Consider the following 22667-nt stretch of genomic DNA (forward strand, 5'->3'; position numbering starts at 1 on the left):
GCCAACTCCTGCCCGGATCAGGCGCTTTGCCCGATTCCGGATCGCTAGCGTGCTGCCGCACCCACCCCCCGGCGGACAGTGAAGGCAGGGCACGCGATGAGCACGCACCGGCGCAGGATCAGCAACAGGAACAAGGTGATCGGCGGAGCGGTCGCCGCGGCGGTGGTCGGTGGCGGCGCGATCATGCTGACCGGCATCGCCCAGGCCGCGAGCGTCGGCGCGGCGTACACGAGAACCAGCGTGTGGTCGACGGGGTACACCGCCCAGTACGTCGTCACGAACACCACCGGCGCCACGAAGAAGGACTGGACGCTGGAGTTCGACCTGCCGGCGGGGTCGAAGCTCGGCTCGCTGTGGGACGCCGAGTCGAGCGTGAGCGGGCAGCACGTCACCGTGAAGCCGCCGAAGTGGGACACGGACGGTCTCGCGGCCGGAGAGTCGGCCACGGTCGGCTTCGTGGTCAACGGCACCGGCCAGCCCACCGGTTGCCTCATCGACAACGCCACGTGTTCGGCGGACGGCACCGCGACCCCCGAACCGACCGGCCGCCCGACGACCTCACCGCCGACACCCACGGCGACCCCGACGGCCACCCCCACCCCCACCCACACGGCCACGCCCACCTCTACCCCCACCCCCACCGCCTCCCCGTCCCAGAGCAGCGGCACCGGCACGACGGCCGGCGCGGGCTTCGCCCCGTACGTCGACACCTCGCTCTACCCGGCCTTCGACCTGCTCGCGAACGTCGGCGCGACCGGCGTGAAGAACTACAACCTCGCCTTCGTCACCGACGGCGGCGGCTGCACCCCGAAGTGGGGCGGTGTGTCGGACCTCGCGAGCGACGGCGTGGCCGCCCAGATCGGCGCGCTGCGCGCCAAGGGCGGCGACGTACGGGTCTCCTTCGGCGGCGCGTCCGGCTCCGAGCTGGCGACCACGTGCGGTTCGGCGAGCGCGCTGGCGACGGCCTACGGCAAGGTCGTGGACGCGTACGGCCTCACCAAGGTCGACTTCGACGTCGAGGGCGCCGCGCTGCCCGACACGGCGGCGAACACGATCCGCGCCCAGGCGATCGCCAGGCTCCAGCAGCAGCACCCGAACCTGGACGTCTCCTACACCCTCCCCGTGATGCCCGAGGGGCTGACACAGGACGGGGTGAACCTGTTGTCCAATGCCAAGTCCAACGGCGTGAAGATCAACACGGTCAACATCATGGCCATGGATTACGGACCGGCGTACAACGGAGATATGGGAACGTACTCAGAGCAAGCGGCTACGGCCACTCAGGCCCAAGTCAAGAGCGTTCTCGGGCTTTCGGAAAGCGCTTCCTGGAAAGCGGTTGCAGTAACTCCCATGATCGGCGTCAACGACGTTTCATCGGAGGTCTTCACGGTCGAGGACGCGAACCAGTTGGTCGTATTCGCCAAGGCGAAGGGTCTGGGCGGGATTTCCATGTGGTCCGCGACCCGTGACAAGCAGTGCGCGGGCGGGGCCAGGCCCTCGGCCGACGCGACCTGCAGCTCGATCGTCCAGGGGGCGTCCGCCTTCTCCAAGGCCTTCGCCGCCTTCCAGTAGGCGCCCCATGGGCCCCACGGGCCACTCGTGGGGCCCATGGCCCCGGTCGGCCCGGAGCGGACGTACGGCCACTCGGCTGTGCTTCCGCTTCTTTTGCTCGTCCGTGTCGATTACGTTTCGACAAATGAAGGCATCGGGTGTTGACGCATGACCAGACATAGGACTGTTATTACGCCACCGTGTTTGGTCGCGTTGGTTTCTGGTCGGTTACGACGACCTGGGGCGTGGCGCATTCCGGCCGAACCCTGTCCGTCAGGAGCCGTTCATGCCCGACTTCTCTCTCCCCGCCGCCAGTCGCCGCTCCGTCCTGCGCGGCATTGGCGGCGCTGCCGTGCTCGGCGCAGGCATTCCCCTGCTGAGCGCGTGCGGCAGCAGTGGTAGCTCGTCCGACCCGAAGACCGTCACCCTCGGCTCCAACGCGTCCGACGCGGTGCCGAAGAAGGCGTTCGCGAGCGTCTACGCGGACTTCAAGAAGACGTCCGGCATCACCGTCAAGGTCAACACGAAGGACCACAACACCTTCCAGGAGCAGATCAACTCCTACCTCCAGGGCACGCCGGACGACGTGTTCAACTGGTTCGCCGGGTACCGCATGCAGTTCTTCGCGGCCAAGAAGCTCGCCACGGCGATCGACGACGTGTGGGCGAAGATCGGGGACAACTTCCCCGACGCGATGAAGAAGCTCAGCAAGGGCGAGGACGGCAAGTACTACTTCGTGCCGCTGACCACGTACCCGTGGGCGATCTTCTACCGCAAGAGCGTCTTCGCGGCGAAGGGCTACACCGTCCCGACCTCCTGGGACCAGCTGGTCGCCCTCTGCAAGCAGATGAAGAAGGACGGGCTGGTCCCGATCGCCTTCGGCGACAAGGACGCCTGGCCGGCGATGGGCACCTTCGACCAGATCAACTTCCGCCTCAACGGCTACGACTTCCACAAGTCCCTGATGGCGGGCAAGGAGGCGTGGACCGACCCCAAGGTCAAGGCCGTCTTCGACCACTGGGCCGAGCTCCTCCCGTACCACCAGGACGGCTTCATGGGCCGCACCTGGCAGGACGCCGCCCAGAGCGTGGTGTCCAAGAAGGCCGGCATGTACCTGCTGGGCTCCTTCGTGGCGCAGCAGTTCACCAACAAGGCCGACCTCGACGACCTCGACTTCTTCCCGTTCCCGGAGATCAACTCCGCGTACGGCCAGGACACCGTCGAGGCGCCCACCGACGGCTTCATGGTCAGCAAGTCCCCGAAGAACCACGACGGTGTCGTCAAGCTCCTGGAGTACCTGGGCACCCCGGCGGCCGAGCAGCTGTACCTCAAGACCGACCCGAGCGTGGTGGCCGCCTCCAGCAAGGCCGACACCTCCGCGTACTCGCCGCTGCAGAAGAAGGCGTTCGACATGATCGGCGCCGCCAAGAGCCTCACCCAGTTCATGGACCGCGACTCCCGCCCGGACTTCACCTCGACGGTGATGCAGCCCGGTCTGCAGAAGTTCCTCCAGGACCCCAAGGGCGTCGACAGTCTGCTGTCCTCGATCGAGCGCCAGAAGAAGACGATCTTCGCCTCCTCATGATCTCCGAGACGACTACGACGAGCCCGGAGGCGGACGCCGTTCCGCCTTCGGGCCCCGCGCCTGCCGACAAGCGGGTCCCGCAGGGCGCCAAGCGCCTGCTGACCCGCCGTGACCGCATCACGCTCGCCTTCATGGCGGGTGTGCCGACGGTCCTGCACGTGGCCCTGGTCTGGGTCACCGCCCTCGCCTCGATCGCCCTCGCCTTCACCAGCTGGGACGGCATCGGCTTCAGCTCGATCAAGTGGGTCGGCCTGGCCAACTTCAAGGAGCTGTTCAACGACAACCCGCAGTTCTGGCCGGCCCTTGAGCACAACGTCATCTGGTTCGTCGTGCTCATCCTGCTGCCGACCCCCTTCGGCCTGTTCCTGGCCGTCCAGCTGGACAAGAAGATCCGCTTCAGCCGCGTCTACCAGACCGCGTTCTTCCTGCCGGTCGTCATGTCGCTGGCGGTCACCGGTTTCGTCTGGCAGCTCATCTACAACCCCGACACCGGTCTGATCAACAGCCTCATCGGAGCCAACAAGCCCGGCCACTACATCGACTGGATCGGCGACCCCAAGCTCAACCTGTGGGCCGTCCTGATCGCCGCGTCCTGGCGGCACGCCGGCTACATGATGATCCTGTACCTGGCCGGCCTGAAGGGAGTCGACCCGTCCCTGCGCGAGGCCTCCGCGCTCGACGGCGCGAACGAGTGGCAGACGTTCAAGAACGTCATCTTCCCGACCCTGCGGCCCACCAACACGGTCGTCCTGGTCGTCACGATCATCGAGTCGCTGCGCGCCTTCGACCTGGTCTTCGTCTTCAACAAGGGCGCCCAGGGCACCGAGCTGCTGTCGATCCTGATCACCAACAACATCATCGGTGAGTCCAGCCGGATCGGTTACGGCTCCGCGATCGCCGTCGTCCTGCTGGTCATCTCCCTCGCGGTCATCATCCCGTACCTGATCGCGACCTTCCGCAAGGAGCGGCGCGCATGACCACCCCCACCGCCGCGCTCGGCGTGAAGCAGCGCACCCCGCTGCGCCCGGCCCGCATCCTGCTGCACACGTTCCTCGCCGTCACCTCGCTGGCCTGGCTCGCCCCGCTGCTGTGGGCGGTCTACGCGGCCCTGCGCCCGTACGCGGAGACCAGCAACAAGGGCTACGTCTCCTGGCCGGACAAGCTGAACCTCGACAACTTCAAGAACGCGTTCCAGCAGTCCGACATGGTCCACTACTTCGTCAACACGCTGATCATCGCGGTCCCGGCCGTGCTGCTCACGCTGCTGCTGGCGTCCATGGTCGCGTTCTACGTCAGCCGGTTCGACTTCCGGCTCAACATCGCCCTGCTGCTGGTGTTCACGGCCGGCAACCTGCTGCCCCAGCAGGTCATCATCACCCCGCTGTACCGCCTGTACCTGCTGATCGACCTGCCCGGCATCACGATGAGCGGCAAGCTCTACGACTCCGCGCTCGGCCTGGTCCTCATCCATGTGGCGTTCCAGTCCGGCTTCTGCGCCTTCGTGCTCAGCAACTACATGCGGATGCTGCCGCACGAGCTGACCGAGGCGGCGCTGGTCGACGGCGCGTCGGTATGGCGGATGTACTGGCAGATCGTGCTGCCCCTGTGCAAACCGGCGATGGCGGCTCTGGCCACCCTGCTCTCGATCTGGATCTACAACGACTTCTTCTGGGCGATCGTGCTGATCTCGACCGGCGAGAACATGCCGATCACCTCCGCCCTGAACAACCTCTCCGGCCAGTACTTCACCGACCCCAACCTCGTCGCCGCCGGCGCCCTGCTCACCGCGATCCCCACCCTGATCGTGTACTTCGCGCTCCAGCGCCAGTTCGTCAGCGGCCTCACGCTGGGTGCCAACAAGGGCTGACCTCCCCTCTGTCGGGCCCTTCCCGTGGAAAGAGAACCACCGTGCACGACCACCCCTTCACCCCGACGACCCTCGCGTACGGAGGCGACTACAACCCCGAGCAGTGGCCCGAGGAGGTCTGGGCCGAGGACATGCGCCTGATGCGCGAGGCCGGGGTGACCATGGTCAGCGTCGGCATCTTCTCCTGGGCGCTGCTCGAACCGTCCGAGGGCGTGTACGACTTCACCCTCCTGGACAAGATCCTGGACCTGCTCCAACAGAACGGCATTGCGGCCGACTTGGCGACGCCGACGGCGGCACCACCGGCCTGGTTCTTCCGCGCCCACCCCGAGGCACTGCCCGTGGACCGGGACGGCCGGAGACTGTCGTACGGCAGCCGGCAGACGTTCTGCCCGTCGAGCCCCGCCTACCGTACGGCGGCCCTGCGCATCGCGGGCGAGCTGGCGCGCCGGTACGCGGACCACCCGGCGGTCGCGATGTGGCACATCCACAACGAGTACGGCTGTCACAACGCGGCCTGCTACTGCGACGAGAGCGCGGAGGCGTTCCGGCGCTGGCTGCGGGCGAAGTACGGCGACCGCCTGGCGGCACTCAACGACGCCTGGGGCACGGCCTTCTGGAGCCAGTGGTACTACGACTGGGCGGAGATCCTGCCCCCGCGCGCGACCGGCGCGGTCCCCAACCCGACCCACCAGCTGGACTGGCGCCGCTTCTGCAGCGACGAGCTGCTGGCGCTGTACAAGGCGGAACGGGACGTCCTGCGGGAGGCGGCGCCTTCGCTGCCCGCCACCACCAACTTCATGGTGATGTTCAACTTCGACGCGTTGGACTACTGGCGCTGGGCACCGGAGTTGGACGTGGTCTCGAACGACCACTACCTCCGCTCCACGGACCCCGAGTCGGAGATCGACATCGCGATGAGCGGCGACCTGGTCCGCTCGCTGGCGGGCGGCCGTCCGTGGCTGCTGATGGAGCACTCGACGGGCGCGGTGAACTGGCAGCCGGTCAACAGGGCCAAGCAGCCGGGGGAGTTGAGACGCAACGCGCTCGCCCATGTCGCCCGCGGCGCGGACGGCATCGCCTACTTCCAGTGGCGGGCGGCGAAGGCGGGCGCCGAACAGTGGCACTCGGCGATGCTGCCGCACGCGGGCACCGACAGCGCCATCTGGCGGGACGTCGTCCGACTGGGCGCGGATCTGCGGGCGTTGGCGGAGGTGCGGGGCAGTACGGGTACCGCGACGGTGGCCGTGGTCTGGGACTGGAACGCCCGCTGGGCCCTGGAACTGCCGTCCCAGCCGAGCGAGAAGATCCGCTACCTGGACCAAGTCCGCTCCTGGTACGAGCCGTTGTGGCGGTCGGGCATCGCGGTGGACTTCGTCCGCCCGGACGCGGACCTGTCGCCGTACCGCCTGGTCCTGGCCCCGAGCCTGTACCTGGTCGACGAGGCCGGTGCGGCCAACCTGTCCGGCTTCACCGCGTCCGGCGGCACCCTGGCGGTGGGCTTCCACAGCGGGGCCGTGGACGAGAACTGCCATGTACGGCTGGGCGGTTACCCAGGGGCCTTCAGAGACGTCCTGGGCGTGCGCACGGACGAACTGTTCCCGTTGCTGCCGGGGGAGTCCCTCGGGCTGAGCAGCGGCGGCGGTACGGCGTCCCTGTGGTCGGAGCGGGTGGCCTTGGCGGGCGCCGAGGCGATCACGTCGTACGCGGAGGGTCCGTTGACCGGCGTCCCGGCGGTGACCCGGAACACGTACGGCACGGGCACGGCCTGGTACCTGGGCACCCACCCCGACCCGACGACCCTCGCCGGGCTTCTGGACCTCATCCGCCGGGAGGCGGGGGTGGAGCCGGTACGGGTGACGCCGGAGGGGGTGGAGGCGGCGCTGCGGCGGGGAGCGGACGCGGACTATCTGTTCCTCATCGACCATGCGGGGGAGGGCGCCGAGGTCCCGGTCGTCGCGGCCGACGCGGTCGAACTTCTCACGGGTGAGCCGGTGTCGGGCGGATCGGTGAAGGTGCCGCCGGGTGGGGTCGTGGTCGTACGGGAACCGCGTCGCGGGCGGTAGGGGTACTACGGGAATAGCCCGTACTGCAAGGGGGAGTAGGCGGTGGCGAGTTGCCCCTCGGCGGCACGGTGCCGCTCGGCGGCGTCGGTGAGGGCCTGCCGGGCGGCCGTGTTACCGCCGGCGTCCAGCGTGGAGAGACTCCCGCCGAGCCGCTCGACCCAACGGGTGGCTTCCGCGCCGGCGTCGGCGTCGTAGGTCTGCCGCGCGGGTCCGTATCCCGTGCTGAACCGTGAACTCCCGCCGCCCGCTTGCCGCTTGCGACCGCCCCGCCGACGATCAGGGCCAGCAGCACCAACACGATGAAAAACATGACGCCCTCCCCTCCGCGCCGGGATCGGATCACCCCGTACACAGGGATGGGACGCCTCGGGACTGAGAGGTTGCCGCATGGGGTCTGAGGGGTGGCTGTGAATGCGGCGCGGTACGGCGCCGCGCCTCACACCTGGGCGGGAGGCGCTACGGGAACGGTGGCGCCGAGCGCGGAGTTCTGCAGCGCGGTGATGCGCTCGATGACGAGCCCCACCAGCGCGGCCGCGGCGATCATGAGCGACTCCGCCACCACGAGGAGGGCCATCGACCCAGGCGCCACCTGGTTCGTGACCACGATCACCAGCGCGTGCGCAACCCAGGCGGCCCACCACAGATTCACCAGTGTCGTGTCTCGTCTCTCGTCCCACGACGCGGAGCCGGCGCGTCCGACAGCGAGGAGGATTCCGCGAGGGACGAGGAGGTTGACGACCGGTATGAACCACGCGCCGATCGTCCAGCCCCGACTCGGGAGCGGGGCCCCGGGGGACAGCTCCTGGGCGTTGCGCCGGGCGCGGGCGAGCCACACGAGGAACAGCACGATCGCCAGATTCATCAGATAGACGAAGACCATGGAGACGAGGCCCGACCTGTGGAAGGACGCGTCCGTCGGGTGCAGGTAGTGATCGCGGACCGCCACTGTGCGGAACACGTCCGCCACGGCCGCCGTCGCTGTCGCGGCCTGCGCGGAACGGGCAAGAACCCGGGGGACCTTGGGGGTGGAACTCGTCATCGTCGCTGGCCTGTCTCGGAGGCGGGTGCGGCCGTAGGGGACGCCGGGGCGGAGTGATCATAGGTGCAACGGGCCCACCACGTTCTCGACCACCCGTAGCGCCTCCCCGCTCCGCACCAACTCCGCGATGTGCTCGATGTCGCCCACGGAACCCTCGCCGGGGACGTGGGGGGTGACGCCGGCGTTGAGCATGCGCCGGATCAGTTCCAGGGTCTCGAACCGGATGCCGGAGAAGCCCTCGCCGAGGCCGACCAGCTCCATCAGCGCGATGGCGCGGACGATCTCGGTGGGCAGGGGTTCGCCGACGGACACGGCATGCGAGCGCACGATGTTGCGCTGCAGCTGCTCGGCGTCCGCCGGGTCGATCACCTCGGTGACGTTGTCGCCGAAGCCGGTGGTGACGCCGTAGACGAGGCGGTTCTCGGCGAGGAAGCGTTCGACCAGTGCGCGGGACTTGCGTACCCGGTCGACGTAGGTCGCGTCGAACTCGACCCGGGCGCCGTGGCGGGCGACCGCGACGAACTGCTCGATGCTGATCGGCTCCTCGCCCAGGGTGACGGAGGCCACGGCCCTCTCCTCGCGCTTGATGTGTATCCATTCACTTGCCGATCGAATGAATCACTCTATTTAGCGCTTGGCGAGGGCGGCCCCATGGGCGTGGCCCCGCTGTTGGCCTCGGCGGCCGTCACCAACGCCACCACTGCCCGCAAGCTGTAGGGCCGTCTAGCCCCCATAGTCGTCGAGAAAGGTTAGTTTGACCCCCACCGTTTCCTGCACCCCGCCGGGGCGCGGCACGCCCCCTCGACGTGCAGCGCCCCGTCCCCCGGAGCCCCCGTCGCTCAGGCTTCCCCCACCGACGGCAGCACGCCCGTCCGCGCCGCCTCCCCGTACCACCGCGCGCTCGACTTCGGCGTCCGCGCCAGCGTCGCGTAGTCCACGTACACCGCCCCGAACCGCTTCCCGTAGCCGTACGCCCACTCGAAGTTGTCCATCAGGGACCACAGGTAGTAGCCCCGTACGTCCGCCCCGTTCGCGATCGCCCGCCGCACCGCCGACAGGTGGCCGTGCAGGTACGCGATCCGCTCGGGGTCGTGGACGTTGCCCTCGGGGTCGGGCTTGTCGTCGTAGGCCGCGCCGTTCTCCGTCACGTACAACGGCAGTCCCGGCGCCTCCCTCGTGTACCGCGTGATCAGGTCGTAGAGGCCCGTCGGGTCGATCGTCCAGCCCATCTCCGTGCGCTCGCCCGGGGTCTGGAGGAACGCCACGTCGTCCGCGCCCGGCCAGGGGGAGAACGCGCTCACGCCGTGGCCGTCGGCGCGCGGGGCCGGGCCGCTCGGTTCCGCCGCGGCGACCAGCGCCGGCGTGTAGTAGTTCAGCCCCAGTGCGTCCAGCGGCTGGTGGATCCGGGTCAGATCGCCGTCCTGGACGTAGGACCAGTCCGTGATCGACCTCGTCGCGTCGAGCAGCGACTGCGGATACGACCCGTGCAGCATCGGCCCGTGGAACACCCCGTTGGCAAGGTCGTCGATCTTCCGGGCCGCCGCCATGTCCTCCGGCGACTGCGAAGCGGGCCTGACCACCGACGAGTTGAGGCTCACCGCGATCGAGTTCCGGGCCGGCATCGCCGCGCGCAGCGCCGAAGTGGCCAGCCCGTGCGCCAGGTTGAGGTGATGCGCGGCCTTCAGCGAAGCCGCCGCGTCCGTGCGGCCCGGTGCGTGCACCCCCGAGCCGTAGCCCAGAAACGCGCTGCACCACGGCTCGTTGAGCGTGATCCACTGCTCCACCCGGTCGCCCAGCGCCTCGCCCACGATCTGCGCGTACTCGGCGAAGCGGTACGCCGTGTCGCGCTCCGGCCAGCCGCCCGCGTCCTCCAACTCCTGCGGCAGATCCCAGTGGTAGAGGGTCAGCGCCGGCTTGATGCCGACCGCGAGCAGCTCGTCGACCAGGCGGCGGTAGAAGTCCAGGCCCACCTGGACCGCCGGGCCCCGGCCGGTCGGCTGCACCCGCGGCCAGGAGACCGAGAAGCGGTACGCCGTCAGGCCCAGGTCCGCCATCAGCGCCACGTCGTCGCGGTAGCGGTGGTAGTGGTCGACAGCGATGTCACCGTGCTCACCACCGGCCGTACGGCCCGGCGTATGACTGAAGGTGTCCCAGATCGAGGGCGTACGGCCGTCCTCCCGCACCGCCCCCTCGATCTGGTAGGCGGAGGTCGCGGCGCCCCAGAGGAAGGCGGGAGGAAAGGTCACGGGTGCAACGGGCTCAGGCATGGAAGCGCTCCCATTAAGGGGTCGTGGAGACCGACGAGTAGGGGGAGGGAGGAGGAGAGGGGGGAGAGGGGGAGGAGGCGAGACGGGGGATGGGGGGAGGAGAAGGAAGGGGCCGAGTCGGCAGCGCCCGGCCCCGAGCGGTGCGTCAGCCCTTGACCGCGCCCTGCATGATTCCCCCCACGATCTGCTTGCCGAAGAGGAGGAAGGCGATCAGCAGCGGCAGCGTACCCAGCAGCGCGCCCGCCATGATCACCGACTGGTCGGGGATGTAGCCGGTACCGAGGGAGTTCAGCGCGACCTGGACGGTGGGGTTCTGCTGGGTGAGGGCGATGATCGGCCAGAGGAAGTCGTTCCAGGCCATCACGAAGGTCAGCAGCCCGAGCACCGCCATCGCGGGGCGTGCCGCCGGGAAGACCACGTGCCACACCACCCGCAGGCTGCTCGCGCCGTCCACCCGCGCCGCCTCGATGAGTTCGGTGGGGAGGGCCTGGACCAGGTACTGGCGCATGAAGAAGGTGCCGAAGGCGCTGACCAGGGTCGGCAGGATCACCGTCTGGAGATGGTTCGACCAGTGCAGGTCCGCCATCCACAAGTACAGGGGTACGACGGCCAGTTGGGGCGGGATCATCATCGTGCCGATGGTCAGCAGGAGCAGGGTGCTGGAGAAGCGGAACTTCAGCTTGGCGAAGGCGAAGCCCGCGAGGGTGGAGAACAGCACCGTGCCGATGGTGATCGTGCCCGCGACGACCGTCGAGTTGAACATCGCGGTCCCCATGCCGGCCTGGTCCCAGGCCGTCTGGAGGTTCTTGAACAGGTTCGCGCCGAACCACAGCGGCGGCGGGGTCTCCGCCAGCCGCTGGTTGGTGCGCGAAGCCGCCATCGCCGTCCACACCAGCGGGGCCAGCGAGACCAGCGCGAAGACGACCAGGACGACGTAGGTCAGCGGGCCCGCGTGCATCTGCTTGCCCGCGCCCATCACCCGGCGGCGCGGGGCGCGCCCCGTCCGCACCGGCACCTGGTCCTGAGGGAGTGTCAGTTCGCTTGTGGTCATTGGGACTTCCTCAGCCGTCGGGTGAACAGCAGGTTGATCGCGGCGACGATCAGCAGGATCAGGAACATCGTCCAGGCGATCGCGGACGCCTTGCCGAGGTTGCCGATGATCCAGCCCTGGTCGTACATGTACAGACCGAGCGTCTGGTACTGGTGCTCGGAGCCGCCCTTCGAACCGCTGACCCCGCCGAACAGCAGGGGCTCGCCGAAGAGTTGGGTCGCGCCGATGGTGGAGACGACCACCGTGAAGAGAATGGTCGGGCGCAGCTGCGGGATCGTCACATGGCGGAACTGCTGCCAGCGGTTCGCGCCGTCGATCGCCGCCGACTCGTACAGATCGGCGGATATCGCCTGCATCGCCGCCAGATAGATCAGCGCGTTGTAACCCGTCCACCGCCAGATCACGATCGACGACACCGCGAACTGCGAACCCCACGTGGACTCACGCCAGTTGACGGGATGCACGCCGACGAAGTGCAGCAGCCAGTTGACCATCCCGCCGTCCCACGAGTACAGCAGCGTGAAGACGAGGGTCGCCGCGGCCACCGAGGTGGCGTACGGGGTGAGCATCACGACCCGCCACACGGTCGAGCCGCGCAGCCGGTAGTTGAGCAGATGCGCGATCCCGATCGCCATCAACAGCTGCGGCACGGTGGAGATCAGACCGATGGTGAACGTGTTCTTCAGGGCGTTCCAGAAGAAGTCCGAGGACAACAGGTTCCGGTAGTTGTCCAGCCCCGCCCACGTCTTGTGGTCCAGCGACGACAACTGCACGTTGTGCAGCGAGTACCAGGCCGTGTACAGCAGCGGGATGAGCCCGAAGGCCCCGAAGATGATGAAGAACGGGGAGATGAACGCGTACGGCGACGCCTTCATGTCCCAGCGGTACAGCCGGCTCCGCCACGAACTCGGGCCGGGAGCCGGCGTACCGCGACCGCGGGCGCCGCGGGCCGGGGGGGGGCGGGGGGGGGGGGGGGGGGGGGGGGCCCCCCGGGGGGGGGGGGGGGGGGGGGGGGGGGGGGGGGGGGGGGGGGGGGGGGGGGGGCGCGGGGGTGTGGGGGGGGGGGGGGGGGGGGGGGGGGGCCGTCCCCGGGGGCTCCGCCCCCAGACCCCCGTTTCCCACCCACCCACCCGACTCGGGCGTTTTTGAGGTTCACCTTTTAAGAGACAGTAAACGGGTGGGTGGGTGGGAAAGGTCTTTCAGCCCACCAACCGCAACCGTTCCCCACACACCCCCACCCGCACCCCCTGCCCCCACGTCAACTCCACCGCATCCCCCTCCATCCCATCCCCGAACACGATCAACTGCTCGGACTCCACCGTGAGTTGAAGCTCCGCCGAACCACTCAACTCACCCGCCACCAACGACGTACCGGTGACCGGCGAAGGCCAAGCCTCCCGTACGAACCACACCAGCCTGTCCTCCGAGGGGTGTGGCAGGGCGAGGTCGCTGCCCCGCTCCTGCCACACCGACCGGAGCCAGCCGGAGGCCCCGGTGCCCGTTCCGACGAGCACCCCGGAGGACGCCTGGGCCTCGACGACACCCCCGTCGCCCTCCAGGCCCAGGCGGTATCGGGCCGTCTGATGTCCGACGGCTCCCAGATAGATCTCGTTGAGCGCGACCAGCCGCTGCGTGTCGTCGGCGACGGCCTCGACCATGGTGAGTTCGTCGACACCGGTACCGGCCGCGTACGCCGAGGGCAGCAGCGTGCCCGCGGCCGACGGACGGTGTCGTACCAGGACGCCCGGGTTGCGGCCGGGGTCCGTGTCGAAGCCCAACACCGGTTGGCCGGAGAGGTACTTGGCGACGTTAGCCACCAGGCCGTCCTGCCCGACCACGGCCACCACGTCCTCCGGCGCGAACAGGAACCGGTCCAAGTCGGCCCGCTCGACCTGGGTCTGACGCCAGGTCAGCGGGACCGAGGACGACACCTCGGCCAGCGCCCGTCGCGTCCGGCGGTGCCGTTCGGCGACCTCCTCGATGTCCCGGCCCCGCGACCGCAGGAAGTACGCGGCCTGGCCGTGCGTGCCGTGCCGGGCCACCAACTCCTCGTACTCCGTGGTCCGGTGGACGAGGACGACCCGTGGGGCGAGACTCACGCCGGCTCTCCGGTACCGAGCCTGGCGAGCAGCCCGGTCAGGACGTCCGGCGAGATCGTGACGCTGTCGATGTTCGGCAGGTTCTCGGCGAGCCGGGTCCCGGTGAGCGCGTGCAGGGTCGCGACGTCGACGTCGGCGTGCACCCGGAGCCATGCCGCCTGGGCGTGCGCCCGCGCCTCGCCCACCTCGCGCGCGCCTTCGGCCTCGGCACGGGAGAGCCGTACGGAACGCGCCGCCTCGGCGTCGGCGAGCCGTACCGTTCGGGTCGCCTCCGCCTCGGCCCGTACTCCGTCCGCCGCCGCGTGCTCCTCGGCCTCGCGGCGGGTGTTGGTGCCGCGCTGGTCGACCAACTGCTCCTCGCGGCGGGCGAGTTCGATCTGGCTGTCGAGTTCGTTCTCGGCGATCGCCCGCTCCCGTTCGACGGCCACCGCCCGGCGTTCGTAGGTGGCCCTGTCCGCCTCCTGCTGGATCTGTTCGCGGGCCGGGGTGCGCAGGGCCCGCTCGACCTCGGGTTCGGGGCGCAGCGCCATCACGCGGACGGCGACCACCTCGATGCCGGTGGCCGGGAGGCGGGGTTCGGTGTCCAGACCGGCCGCGATCCGTTCCCGTACCGCCGTCACCCCGTCGACCAGCGCGGACGCCAACGGCGTACGGGCCAGCACGGCCAGCGCGTGCTGCTGGGCCGTCTCCGTGAGCAGGGTGCCCAACTGCTCCAGGGGTGCGCCTCGCCACACGCCCGTGTCCGGGTCGACCGAGAAGTCCAGCCTCGCGGCGGCGAGGGCCGGGTCGCTGATCCGGTAGGTGACGGTCGCCTGGACCGCCACGTCCTGGAAGTCGGACGTACGGGCATGGAAGGTCATGGCCAACTCCCGGTCGTCGACCGGTACTTCGGAGAGCGCGGCGGTCAACGAGCGGAACCAGAAGCTGAGTCCGGGCCCGTCGTGCAGCAACCTGCCCGAGCGGTGGTGCCGGATGTGCGCCGTCGGAGCCCCGCGCAGATGGCGCCAGCCAAGGCGCCGGGTGATGTCGGCCATCAGTTCCTCAGATCCCCTCAGATCCCGCATCGATCTCGTCAGTAAGACGATAATCGCCCGATCCACTTGTCGTCAAGGGGACGAAAAGAAGGGGCGGTATGAAAAGCGAGGGGGTGAACCCGGCCCGGGATGGTCAGGATGGAGACATGGCACTCCATGTCGACTCCGAGACCGGCCGGCTCCGCCGCGTCATCCTGCACCGGCCGGATCTCGAGCTCAAAAGGCTCACCCCCGAGAACAAGGACGCCCTCCTCTTCGACGACGTGCTCTGGGTGCGCAGGGCGCGCGCCGAGCACGACGGTTTCGCGGACGTACTGCGCGACCGGGGCGTCGCCGTCCACCTCTTCGGCGACCTGCTCGCCGAGGCCCTGGCGATCCCGGCGGCCCGTTCGCTCGTCCTGGACCGCGTCTTCGACGAGAAGGAGTACGGCCCCCTCGCCACCGACCACCTCCGCGCCGCCTTCGAGACCCTGCCCGCGCCCGAACTGGCCGAGGCGCTCGTCGGCGGCATGACCAAGCGCGAGTTCCTGGACGCCCACGCGGAGCCGACCTCCGTCCGCTTCCACGTCATGGACCTCGACGACTTCCTTCTCGCGCCCCTCCCCAACCACCTCTTCACCCGCGACACGTCCGCCTGGATCTACGACGGCGTCGCCGTCAACGCGATGCGCTGGCCGGCGCGACAGCGCGAGACCGTCCACTTCGAGGCGATCTACCGGCACCACCCGCTCTTCCGCGCGGAGAAGTTCCACGTCTGGTCCGAGGGGCAGGCCGACTACCCGTCCACCATCGAGGGCGGCGACGTCCTCGTCATCGGGAACGGCGCGGTGCTCATCGGCATGAGCGAGCGCACGACCCCGCAGGCCGTCGAGATGCTCGCGCACAAGCTGTTCGCCGAGGGCTCCGCGCGGACGATCGTCGCGCTCGACATGCCGAAGCGGCGTGCCTTCATGCACCTCGACACGGTGATGACGATGGTCGACGGCGACACCTTCACCCAGTACGCCGGGCTCGGCATGCTGCGGTCGTACACCATCGAACCGGGCGTCGGCGACAAGGAGTTGAAGGTCACCGACCATCCGCCGGAGCACATGCACCGCGCGATCGCCGCCGCCCTCGGACTGAGCGAGATCCGTGTCCTGACCGCCACCCAGGACGTGCACGCCGCCGCGCGCGAGCAGTGGGACGACGGCTGCAACGTCCTCGCCGTCGAACCGGGCGTCGTCGTCGCCTACGAACGGAACGCCACCACCAACACGCATCTGCGCAAGCGCGGCATCGAGGTGATCGAGATCCCCGGCAGCGAACTGGGCCGGGGCCGGGGCGGGCCGCGCTGCATGAGCTGCCCGGTCGAACGGGACGCCGTATAGAAGTCGCCGCACGGAAGCCGCCGCACAGAGGTCGCCGTATAGAAATGCTGGGTATCGTATAGAATTCCAAACCAAGCACTTGTTCCCCTGTACCCGTATCTCTGGAGCGCCCCCATGGCGACAGTCCCGACCGCCCTCGCCGGCCGCCACTTCCTCAAGGAGCTGGACTTCTCCGAGGAGGAGTTCCGCGGTCTGATCGAGCTGGCCGCCGAGCTGAAGGCCGCGAAGAAGGCCGGGGGCGAGACGCGGTACCTGTCGGGGAAGAACATCGCGCTGATCTTCGAGAAGACCTCGACGCGCACGCGCTGCGCGTTCGAGGTCGCGGCGGCCGACCAGGGCGCCTCGACGACCTACCTCGACCCCTCGGGCTCGCAGATCGGGCACAAGGAGTCCGTGAAGGACACCGCGCGCGTGCTCGGCCGTATGTTCGACGGCATCGAGTACCGCGGGGACAGCCAGGCGGCCGTGGAAGAGCTGGGCGCGTATGCGGGCGTGCCCGTATACAACGGGCTCACCGACGACTGGCACCCCACCCAGATGCTCGCCGACGTGCTCACCATGACCGAGCACAGTGCCAAGCCGCTCAAGGAGATCGCCTTCGCCTACCTCGGCGACGCCCGCTTCAACATGGGCAACTCCTACCTCGTCACCGGCGCGCTGCTGGGCATGGACGTACGGATCGTCGCCCCGAAGTCGTACTGGCCCGCCGAGGAGATCGTCACCGCCGCCCGCGCGCTCGCCGAGCGGAGCGGCGCGCGCATCACGCTCACCGAGGGGATCGAGGACGGTGTCGCGGGCGCCGACTTCGTCGTCACCGACGTGTGGGTCTCCATGGGCGAGCCCAAGCAGGTCTGGGACGAGCGGATCGCGGCCCTCGCGCCGTACGCCGTGACCATGGACGTCCTACGGGCCACCGGCAACCCGGACGTCAAGTTCCTGCACTGTCTGCCGGCCTTCCACGACCTCGGTACCAAGGTCGGCCGCGAGATATACGAGACCCACGGCCTCGACTCCCTGGAGGTCACGGACGAGGTCTTCGAGTCGGCCCACTCGGTGGTCTTCGACCAGGCGGAGAACCGACTGCACACGATCAAGGCCGTACTGGTGGCCACGCTGGCCTGACCGGCGCGTACGCCCTCCGGCGGCTAACCCGCCGGACGCCACTGGGGCGGTACGACGGGCAGCCTGAACCACACCGCCTTGCCCGACTCGGTGGGCCGGTGGCCGCACGCCGAGCTGAGGGCGCGGATCAGCAGCAGACCGCGCCCGTGCTCCTGCCAGGGGTCGGGCTCCTCCTCGGCCGGCTTGGTCAGGCTTGTGGGCGGCTCCGGGTCGGGGTCGTGCACCTCGACCCGGCAGCCGGTGGGCAGCAGCTCGACCACCAGCTCTATGGGGGCGTCACCGGCGGTGTGCTCCACCGCGTTCGCTACCAGCTCCGCCGTCAGCAGCTCCGCGGTGTCACTGTCGGCCGTGTGCTCCACCTCGGACAGAGCGGTACGGACCAGTGCGCGGGCCACGGGCACGGCCGCGGCGGTGTGCGGCAGTGCGATGCGCCAGGAGGCGGAGGCGGAGGGGCGTTCTTGCAAGGCGGGTCCGTTCATGGAGCAGGCTGTCCTGCTTTCAACTATATGAATGGTACGGCGCCCTTTGTCAGAGTCTCCCGGCGGGCGCCGCACGGGACCTTCGTCCCGGTACCGAGCGGCATACCCGGTTCAACGCCCTCCCTCGCACGACAGCTCCCCTTGTTACCGCGCTATTGACATCTCGTGACAAGAACGCCCGTGGTCGGCACCGCGCTCACACCAACCCCCGCTCGGCCAGCACCGCGTCCGCCGACTCCGGCGGGCGTAGAGGCCCTTGACGTCGCGCTCGCCGCACACCTCGACGGGGGTCGCGACATGCACCTCGATGTACGGCGTCCCGCTCGCCTCGTGGCGCTTGCGGACGGCCGCGCGGCTGTCGGTGCAGGGCGCGATGACCGGGACGAGGGAGAGGACGCCGTTGCGCGCGAGCACCTCGGACACGAGGGCCGATGCGCTGCACATCGGTGTTGCGGTCCTCAGCTGAGTGACCGGCGGTGCGCACGAGGCGGCGTGTCCTCGCGTCGCACCCCCGCGAACACCGCTCCCGCGTCCCGCAGCCGCTCGTGCAGCCCCCGGAACACCTCGGCCGAGCGGGCGCCGGGCCAGTCCCGGGGGAGCAGGCTCGCGGGCAGGCCGGGGTCGACGTAGGGGAGGTGGCGCCAGGAGTCCAGGGCGAGGAGGTAGTCGCGGTAGGCGTCCTCGGGCGGGGTGTCCGCGCGCTGTTCCCAGTCGTGCAGCACGCGCGCGTGGCGGTCGAGGAACGCCTCGTGGGCCTTGGCGATCGCGGCCAGGTCCCACCAGCGGGCCACGGCCTCCGCGGTCGCCGCGAAGCCGAGGTGTTCGCCGCGGAAGAAGTCCACGTACGGGTCGAGCCGCAGCCGTTGGAGGATGTGCCGCGTCTCCTCGTACAGGCGGGCGGGTGCGATCCACACGCCGGGAGTGGCGGTGCCGAAGCCGAGGCCGGACAGCCGGGAGCGCAGGACGTGCCGCTTCTGCCGCTCGGACTCGGGGACGGAGAACACCGCGAGCACCCAGCCCTCGTCGTCCGAGGGGGTGGTCGCGTAGACGCGCCGGTCGCCGTCGTCGAGCAACTGCCGTGCCTCAGGCGACAGTTCGTAGCCCGCGGCGCCCTGTGCGGTGCGGGCGGGCAGCAGCAGCCCGCGCCGTTTGAGCCGGGACACCGACGAGCGCACGGAGGGCGCGTCGACGCCGGCCGCGGCCAGGAGCCGGATCAGCTCCGCGACCGGGACAGGGCCGGGCACGAAGCGGCCGTAGGCGCCGTAGAGCGTGACGATGAGAGACCGTGGAGCATGCTGGTCGGACACGTTGATCATCTTAGGCCGACAGCATCACCGCTGGTCACCTCGGGTGCGCAAGCCGAACCTCTACGGTTCGGCGGTCACCGGGGGCAGCGCGTCCCGCAAGACGGTCGCGCGGCAACGATCACGCGGGAACGGTCAGGCGGCGACGGCGAGTTGGTCCGCCGGTACCCGGTGCGGGGCGACGATCCGGCCGTCGGGGAGGAGGGCGCCGGTGTCGTCGAAGACGATCGCGCCGTCGCACAGCAGCGTCCAGCCCTGTTCGGGGTGGGCGGAGACGATGTGCGCGGTGGTGTCGAAGTCGGTCACGGGGCACGAGGGCTGGTGGGAACACATGGCGTACCTCCACGTCGGATGCGATCCGTGCGGGCGGCTCCGTCACCGCCCCGCATCGCATATACAGACCATCCTCCCGCCGCGAACTCACCGGAACCGCCCGCTGTGAAGCGTGACAACACGCGGACAACACTCGGACGGTTCCACGACGCTCGGTGCGGACTCGCCACCGAAGGAGTGAGGATCACGGGAGTCGGGGCCCTGGACCGGTACGAGTGGAGACCTCTGTTTCAGATACTTCAGGAGGTATTCCCATGTCCATGCGTTCCGCCCTCGGTACGGCCGCCGGTGCCGCACTGCTCCTGCTGGCCGCCGCCCCCGCCGCGACCGCGTCCGCCGACCCCTACGAGACGGTGACGGTCGACCCCGCGGGCAGCATCGCCCCGGACGGCACCATCACGCTCTCCGGCACCTACCGCTGCCTCGGCAACTCGGGCCCGGTGTTCGTGAGTTCCTCCGTCTCGCAGGGCGACCCGTCGGTCCGGCACGGCATCGGCGGCACCCGCGCGGTCTGCGACGGCATGGAGCACGGCTGGGAGAACTCCGCCAAGCCGTCGTCCGACACCCTCACCCCCGGCCCGGCCCAGGTCGAGGCCACCGTGATGGAACTGTCCTCCCGGGGCGGCCTGCCCCTGCCCCGCTTCCACGCGACCCAGCGGCAGGACATCACCCTCACCGAGAGCTGAGCCGCGCGTCTCCGGCCCGCCGCCCCAACGGGCGCGGGCCGGACGGGCGTTCAGGCCGGTCAGTGCACGGTGTTGGTGGCCCAGATCGCGGTCGACCCGGCGTAGATCACCATGTTGCCGTCGCCCTGGAGCCGGAGGACGGCGCCGTTGTGGCCGGGGGTCTGGCTGGCCCGGACGGGACGGTTGTCGGAGGTGTGGACGACGAGGTTGCCGTCGGTCTGCATCCGCAGCCGGGCCTTCTTCGCGTTGAGGGACTGGCCCGCGTTCAGTACCCGGTCGCCCGGTTGTCGACGAGGGTGCTGGAACCTTGGTGGCGGGTGACTGGCGCTCGGGGGATGCCTTGCCGGATCGTAGGTTCCTGATGATCGACGATGCCTCTGTGGTCGCTGCCGGCGGCAGTGAGCCGGCGGTGTCTGACAAGCCAGTTCACGGGCTGTGTCCGCGTCGTTTGGAGTGGTTGGTTCGGGCTTGGTGCCGGCGTCGTCGTCTCCGGTGCGACCAGTGCGGGATGTGGTCGATCGCGGTGGGGCGGCGGTCCGTGAGGCGGGTGATCAGGCGTCGGATCTCAGCGAGGCCGAGGTGGATGAGCCTGGAAGCGTCCCTCGACAGCCCAGCGGCTGCCCGCGATGCGGATCGGCTCGTCCGGCGTGGGCCGGCTGGGGCACTCCGACCCCGGTCGGCAGAGCCTGTGGAGCGTGGCTCGTAGTCCACCGCGAACCCAAAGTCCCAGAGAAGTCCCAGAGAAGTCCGAGAGAAGTCCCAGAGATGCCGCCGCACCCGTCCCTGCCCCGCCAAACAGCAGGCCAGACAAGGTGCGGCGGCATCCGCACATCAAATGTCCCGGAAGATCTCGATCTGCGCCCCGATCGAGTTGAGCCGCTCCGCCAGGTCCTCGTAACCGCGGTTGATGACGTACACGTTCCGCAGTACGGACGTCCCCTCCGCCGCCATCATCGCGAGCAGCACGACCACGGCCGGCCGCAGCGCCGGCGGGCACATCATCTCGGCGGCGCGCCAGCGGGTCGGGCCCTCGACCAACACGCGGTGCGGGTCGAGGAGTTGGAGGCGTCCGCCGAGGCGGTTGAGGTCGGTGAGGTAGATCGCGCGGTTGTCGTAGACCCAGTCGTGGATGAGGGTCTGGCCCTGCGCGACCGCCGCGATCGCCGCGAAGAACGGGACGTTGTCGATGTTCAGGCCGGGGAACGGCATCGGGTGGATCTTGTCGATCGGCGCCTCCAGTTTGGAGGGCCGGACCGTGAGGTCCACCAGGCGCGTGCGGCCGTTGTCGGCGACGTACTCGGGCGTGCGGTCGTGGTCGAGGCCCATCTCCTCCAGGACCGCGAGCTCGATCTCCAGGAACTCGATGGGCACCCGGCGGACCGTCAGCTCCGACTCGGTGACGACGGCGGCGGCGAGCAGGCTCATCGCCTCGACCGGGTCCTCGGAGGGGGAGTAGTCGACGTCGACGTCGATGGTCGGCACGCCGTGCACGGTGAGGGTGGTGGTGCCGATGCCCTCGACCCGTACGCCGAGCGCCTCCAGGAAGAAGCAGAGGTCCTGGACCATGTAGTTGGAGGACGCGTTGCGGATGACCGTGGCGCCGTCGTGGCGGGCGGCGGCCAGCAGCGCGTTCTCGGTGACGGTGTCGCCGCGCTCGGTCAGCACGATCGGCCGGTCGGGGGAGACGGACCGGTCGACCTGCGCGTGGTACAGCCCCTCGGTGGCGGCGATGTCGAGGCCGAACCGCCGCAGCGCGATCATGTGCGGCTCGATGGTGCGGGTGCCGAGGTCGCAACCGCCCGCGTACGGCAGCTTGAAGCTGTCCATGCGGTGCAGCAGCGGGCCGAGGAACATGATGATCGAGCGCGTCCGCTTGGCGGCCTCCGCGTCGATCGACGCCATGTCCAGCTCGGCCGGCGGCACGATCTCCAGGTCGACGCCGTCGTTGATCCAGCGGGTGCGGACGCCGATCGAGCCGAGTACCTCCAGAAGGCGGTACACCTCCTCGATCCGCGCGACCCGGCGCAGCACTGTGCGCCCCTTGTTGAGGAGCGAGGCGCACAGCAGTGCCACACATGCGTTCTTGCTGGTCTTCACATCGATCGCGCCGGAGAGCCGACGACCGCCGACCACGCGCAGATGCATCGGACCGGCGTAGCCCAGAGAGACGATCTCGCTGTCCAGGGCTTCACCGATTCGAGCGATCATCTCAAGGCTGATGTTCTGGTTGCCGCGCTCGATGCGATTGACGGCGCTCTGACTGGTGCCGAGCGCCTCGGCAAGCTGTGTCTGTGTCCAGCCCCGGTGCTGGCGGGCGTCACGGATGAGCTTGCCGATACGTACGAGGTAGTCGTCTGCCATGAGGCAGAGGTTATCTCAGATATGAGATGGCGCCTCTTGGGTGGGCTGTTCGGGTGACGGCCGGTCAGTCGTCCTTCTTGGTACGAGTCTTGCGCCACCCGAAAGGTCCGGGCAAATTCATCGATGTCGTACGACGTCCTGATGTGCTGCGCGTGTAGTGCGGACCGCGCTTGCCGCCTGTCGTGAACGACATGGACCCCTTGCTGATGTTCAGCCGAAGCCAAGGAAGGATCCGGAAGCTCTTGCGGAACGTGAGCGGCATCCCGCCCCCTTTCGTCCCGCACCGGGTACCCCGAAGGCGCGCGGGTATGGCGGCGGGATGGATCCGGGCATGACCAGCCCGCCCCCATGTACTAGAGTTATCTCGACATCGAGATATCTGCCGAGGTGCACCGCAGTCGCACACTCCGCCGAGCCCAGCAGTAAGGCTTGCCTAACTTAGCCTTACCTTAG

The 22667-nt window shown here is 69.3% G+C and carries 21 protein-coding genes and 1 pseudogene; 8 read left to right on the forward strand and 14 right to left on the reverse strand.

Features of this window, described 5'->3' with window-relative positions:
• Positions 1–96 precede the first annotated feature (96 nt).
• The 5 genes from ACIQBL_RS06505 (at position 97) to ACIQBL_RS06525 (ending at position 7069) form a co-directional block, all read left to right on the forward strand.
• Positions 97–1572 carry a cellulose binding domain-containing protein gene (locus ACIQBL_RS06505; RefSeq protein WP_401937523.1) on the forward strand — a complete coding sequence of 492 codons (1476 nt, stop codon included), beginning with the start codon at positions 97–99 and terminating at the stop codon, positions 1570–1572.
• A 265-nt stretch (positions 1573–1837) separates the two neighbouring features.
• Positions 1838–3136 carry an ABC transporter substrate-binding protein gene (locus ACIQBL_RS06510; RefSeq protein WP_401937526.1) on the forward strand — a complete coding sequence of 433 codons (1299 nt, stop codon included), beginning with the start codon at positions 1838–1840 and terminating at the stop codon, positions 3134–3136.
• Positions 3133–4113 carry a carbohydrate ABC transporter permease gene (locus ACIQBL_RS06515; protein WP_401937529.1) on the forward strand — a complete coding sequence of 327 codons (981 nt, stop codon included), beginning with the start codon at positions 3133–3135 and terminating at the stop codon, positions 4111–4113. The genes ACIQBL_RS06510 and ACIQBL_RS06515 overlap by 4 nt, the downstream gene beginning before the upstream one ends.
• Positions 4110–5003 (forward strand): carbohydrate ABC transporter permease, encoded by an 894-nt coding sequence (locus tag ACIQBL_RS06520; protein ID WP_401937532.1) that lies wholly within the window; start codon positions 4110–4112, stop codon positions 5001–5003. Before ACIQBL_RS06515 ends, ACIQBL_RS06520 begins: the two co-directional genes overlap by 4 nt.
• A gap of 41 nt (positions 5004–5044) precedes the next feature.
• The gene (locus ACIQBL_RS06525) at positions 5045–7069 is read left to right on the forward strand and encodes a beta-galactosidase (protein WP_401937534.1); all 2025 of its coding nucleotides are present in this window, start codon (positions 5045–5047) and stop codon (positions 7067–7069) included.
• Between the two features lie 436 nt (positions 7070–7505).
• Here ACIQBL_RS06525 and ACIQBL_RS06530 read toward each other — a convergent pair whose 3' ends face one another.
• From ACIQBL_RS06530 to ACIQBL_RS06560, 7 genes are all read right to left on the reverse strand, one after another.
• Positions 7506–8108, reverse strand: coding sequence for a DUF4328 domain-containing protein (locus ACIQBL_RS06530; protein ID WP_401937535.1), 603 nt, complete (start codon positions 8106–8108; stop codon positions 7506–7508).
• A 57-nt stretch (positions 8109–8165) separates the two neighbouring features.
• A complete protein-coding gene (locus ACIQBL_RS06535; protein WP_401937537.1) occupies positions 8166–8675 on the reverse strand; it encodes an aromatic amino acid lyase in 510 nt (169 codons plus the stop codon).
• 272 nt (positions 8676–8947) lie between these two features.
• Positions 8948–10375, reverse strand: a complete 1428-nt coding sequence (locus tag ACIQBL_RS06540; RefSeq protein WP_401937539.1) for a GH1 family beta-glucosidase — start codon at positions 10373–10375, stop codon at positions 8948–8950.
• A 145-nt stretch (positions 10376–10520) separates the two neighbouring features.
• Complete coding sequence (locus ACIQBL_RS06545; RefSeq protein ID WP_401937541.1) at positions 10521–11426, reverse strand: carbohydrate ABC transporter permease; 906 nt, start codon at positions 11424–11426, stop codon at positions 10521–10523.
• Entirely contained in the window at positions 11423–12316 is an 894-nt protein-coding gene (locus ACIQBL_RS06550) for a carbohydrate ABC transporter permease (protein ID WP_401938894.1), read from the reverse strand. Before ACIQBL_RS06550 ends, ACIQBL_RS06545 begins: the two co-directional genes overlap by 4 nt.
• Before the next feature lie 309 nt (positions 12317–12625).
• Positions 12626–13525, reverse strand: a complete 900-nt coding sequence (locus ACIQBL_RS06555) for a hypothetical protein (protein WP_401937544.1) — start codon at positions 13523–13525, stop codon at positions 12626–12628.
• On the reverse strand, positions 13522–14559 hold the full coding sequence (locus ACIQBL_RS06560) for an SPFH domain-containing protein (protein ID WP_401937546.1): 1038 nt from the start codon (positions 14557–14559) through the stop codon (positions 13522–13524). Before ACIQBL_RS06560 ends, ACIQBL_RS06555 begins: the two co-directional genes overlap by 4 nt.
• Positions 14560–14705: 146 nt before the next feature.
• Here ACIQBL_RS06560 and ACIQBL_RS06565 point away from each other — a divergent pair, with 146 nt between their 5' ends.
• On the forward strand, positions 14706–15929 hold the full coding sequence (locus tag ACIQBL_RS06565) for an arginine deiminase (protein ID WP_401937548.1): 1224 nt from the start codon (positions 14706–14708) through the stop codon (positions 15927–15929).
• 114 nt (positions 15930–16043) lie between these two features.
• Positions 16044–17051 carry an ornithine carbamoyltransferase gene (gene argF, locus ACIQBL_RS06570; RefSeq protein ID WP_401937550.1) on the forward strand — a complete coding sequence of 336 codons (1008 nt, stop codon included), beginning with the start codon at positions 16044–16046 and terminating at the stop codon, positions 17049–17051.
• 23 nt (positions 17052–17074) lie between these two features.
• On the opposite strand, the gene ACIQBL_RS06575 is transcribed toward argF, so the two are convergent.
• The 4 genes and pseudogenes from ACIQBL_RS06575 to ACIQBL_RS06590 all read right to left on the reverse strand — a co-directional run bounded on the left by ACIQBL_RS06575 (position 17075) and on the right by ACIQBL_RS06590 (position 19167).
• Positions 17075–17530: an ATP-binding protein gene (locus ACIQBL_RS06575; protein WP_401937552.1), complete on the reverse strand. Its 456-nt coding sequence runs from the start codon at positions 17528–17530 to the stop codon at positions 17075–17077.
• Between the two features lie 234 nt (positions 17531–17764).
• Positions 17765–18002 (reverse strand): annotated as a pseudogene (locus ACIQBL_RS06580) (adenylyl-sulfate kinase); the annotation flags it as partial.
• Positions 17989–18846: a PaaX family transcriptional regulator C-terminal domain-containing protein gene (locus ACIQBL_RS06585; RefSeq protein WP_401937553.1), complete on the reverse strand. Its 858-nt coding sequence runs from the start codon at positions 18844–18846 to the stop codon at positions 17989–17991. The pseudogene ACIQBL_RS06580 and the gene ACIQBL_RS06585, both read right to left, overlap by 14 nt.
• A gap of 123 nt (positions 18847–18969) precedes the next feature.
• Entirely contained in the window at positions 18970–19167 is a 198-nt protein-coding gene (locus ACIQBL_RS06590; RefSeq protein ID WP_401937556.1) for a DUF5999 family protein, read from the reverse strand.
• A 254-nt stretch (positions 19168–19421) separates the two neighbouring features.
• Here ACIQBL_RS06590 and ACIQBL_RS06595 point away from each other — a divergent pair, with 254 nt between their 5' ends.
• Positions 19422–19853, forward strand: coding sequence for a DUF6299 family protein (locus ACIQBL_RS06595; protein WP_401937558.1), 432 nt, complete (start codon positions 19422–19424; stop codon positions 19851–19853).
• 59 nt (positions 19854–19912) lie between these two features.
• Here ACIQBL_RS06595 and ACIQBL_RS06600 read toward each other — a convergent pair whose 3' ends face one another.
• From ACIQBL_RS06600 to ACIQBL_RS06610, 3 genes are all read right to left on the reverse strand, one after another.
• Entirely contained in the window at positions 19913–20077 is a 165-nt protein-coding gene (locus ACIQBL_RS06600) for a hypothetical protein (RefSeq protein ID WP_401937561.1), read from the reverse strand.
• Positions 20078–20684: 607 nt separating this feature from the next.
• A complete protein-coding gene (locus tag ACIQBL_RS06605; protein WP_401937562.1) occupies positions 20685–22214 on the reverse strand; it encodes a helix-turn-helix domain-containing protein in 1530 nt (509 codons plus the stop codon).
• 64 nt (positions 22215–22278) lie between these two features.
• Positions 22279–22476 carry a DUF4236 domain-containing protein gene (locus ACIQBL_RS06610; protein ID WP_363095465.1) on the reverse strand — a complete coding sequence of 66 codons (198 nt, stop codon included), beginning with the start codon at positions 22474–22476 and terminating at the stop codon, positions 22279–22281.
• Between the last annotated feature and the right edge of the window lie 191 nt (positions 22477–22667).

The organism is Streptomyces sp. NPDC088350, from assembly GCF_044753545.1.
In the GTDB taxonomy this organism is placed as follows: Bacteria; Actinomycetota; Actinomycetes; order Streptomycetales; family Streptomycetaceae; genus Streptomyces.

Coding starts and splice junctions, on each gene's coding strand:
- ACIQBL_RS06600 (WP_401937561.1), bottom strand. CDS start 20,077: ATGCAGACCGACGGCAACCTCGTCGTCCACACCTCCGACAACCGTCCC.
- argF (WP_401937550.1), top strand. CDS start 16,044: ATGGCGACAGTCCCGACCGCCCTCGCCGGCCGCCACTTCCTCAAGGAG.
- ACIQBL_RS06585 (WP_401937553.1), bottom strand. CDS start 18,846: ATGATCAACGTGTCCGACCAGCATGCTCCACGGTCTCTCATCGTCACG.
- ACIQBL_RS06610 (WP_363095465.1), bottom strand. CDS start 22,476: ATGCCGCTCACGTTCCGCAAGAGCTTCCGGATCCTTCCTTGGCTTCGG.
- ACIQBL_RS06575 (WP_401937552.1), bottom strand. CDS start 17,530: ATGAACGGACCCGCCTTGCAAGAACGCCCCTCCGCCTCCGCCTCCTGG.
- ACIQBL_RS06560 (WP_401937546.1), bottom strand. CDS start 14,559: ATGGCCGACATCACCCGGCGCCTTGGCTGGCGCCATCTGCGCGGGGCT.
- ACIQBL_RS06520 (WP_401937532.1), top strand. CDS start 4,110: ATGACCACCCCCACCGCCGCGCTCGGCGTGAAGCAGCGCACCCCGCTG.
- ACIQBL_RS06605 (WP_401937562.1), bottom strand. CDS start 22,214: ATGGCAGACGACTACCTCGTACGTATCGGCAAGCTCATCCGTGACGCC.
- ACIQBL_RS06545 (WP_401937541.1), bottom strand. CDS start 11,426: ATGACCACAAGCGAACTGACACTCCCTCAGGACCAGGTGCCGGTGCGG.
- ACIQBL_RS06510 (WP_401937526.1), top strand. CDS start 1,838: ATGCCCGACTTCTCTCTCCCCGCCGCCAGTCGCCGCTCCGTCCTGCGC.
- ACIQBL_RS06505 (WP_401937523.1), top strand. CDS start 97: ATGAGCACGCACCGGCGCAGGATCAGCAACAGGAACAAGGTGATCGGC.
- ACIQBL_RS06540 (WP_401937539.1), bottom strand. CDS start 10,375: ATGCCTGAGCCCGTTGCACCCGTGACCTTTCCTCCCGCCTTCCTCTGG.
- ACIQBL_RS06595 (WP_401937558.1), top strand. CDS start 19,422: ATGTCCATGCGTTCCGCCCTCGGTACGGCCGCCGGTGCCGCACTGCTC.
- ACIQBL_RS06530 (WP_401937535.1), bottom strand. CDS start 8,108: ATGACGAGTTCCACCCCCAAGGTCCCCCGGGTTCTTGCCCGTTCCGCG.
- ACIQBL_RS06515 (WP_401937529.1), top strand. CDS start 3,133: ATGATCTCCGAGACGACTACGACGAGCCCGGAGGCGGACGCCGTTCCG.
- ACIQBL_RS06565 (WP_401937548.1), top strand. CDS start 14,706: ATGGCACTCCATGTCGACTCCGAGACCGGCCGGCTCCGCCGCGTCATC.
- ACIQBL_RS06590 (WP_401937556.1), bottom strand. CDS start 19,167: ATGTGTTCCCACCAGCCCTCGTGCCCCGTGACCGACTTCGACACCACC.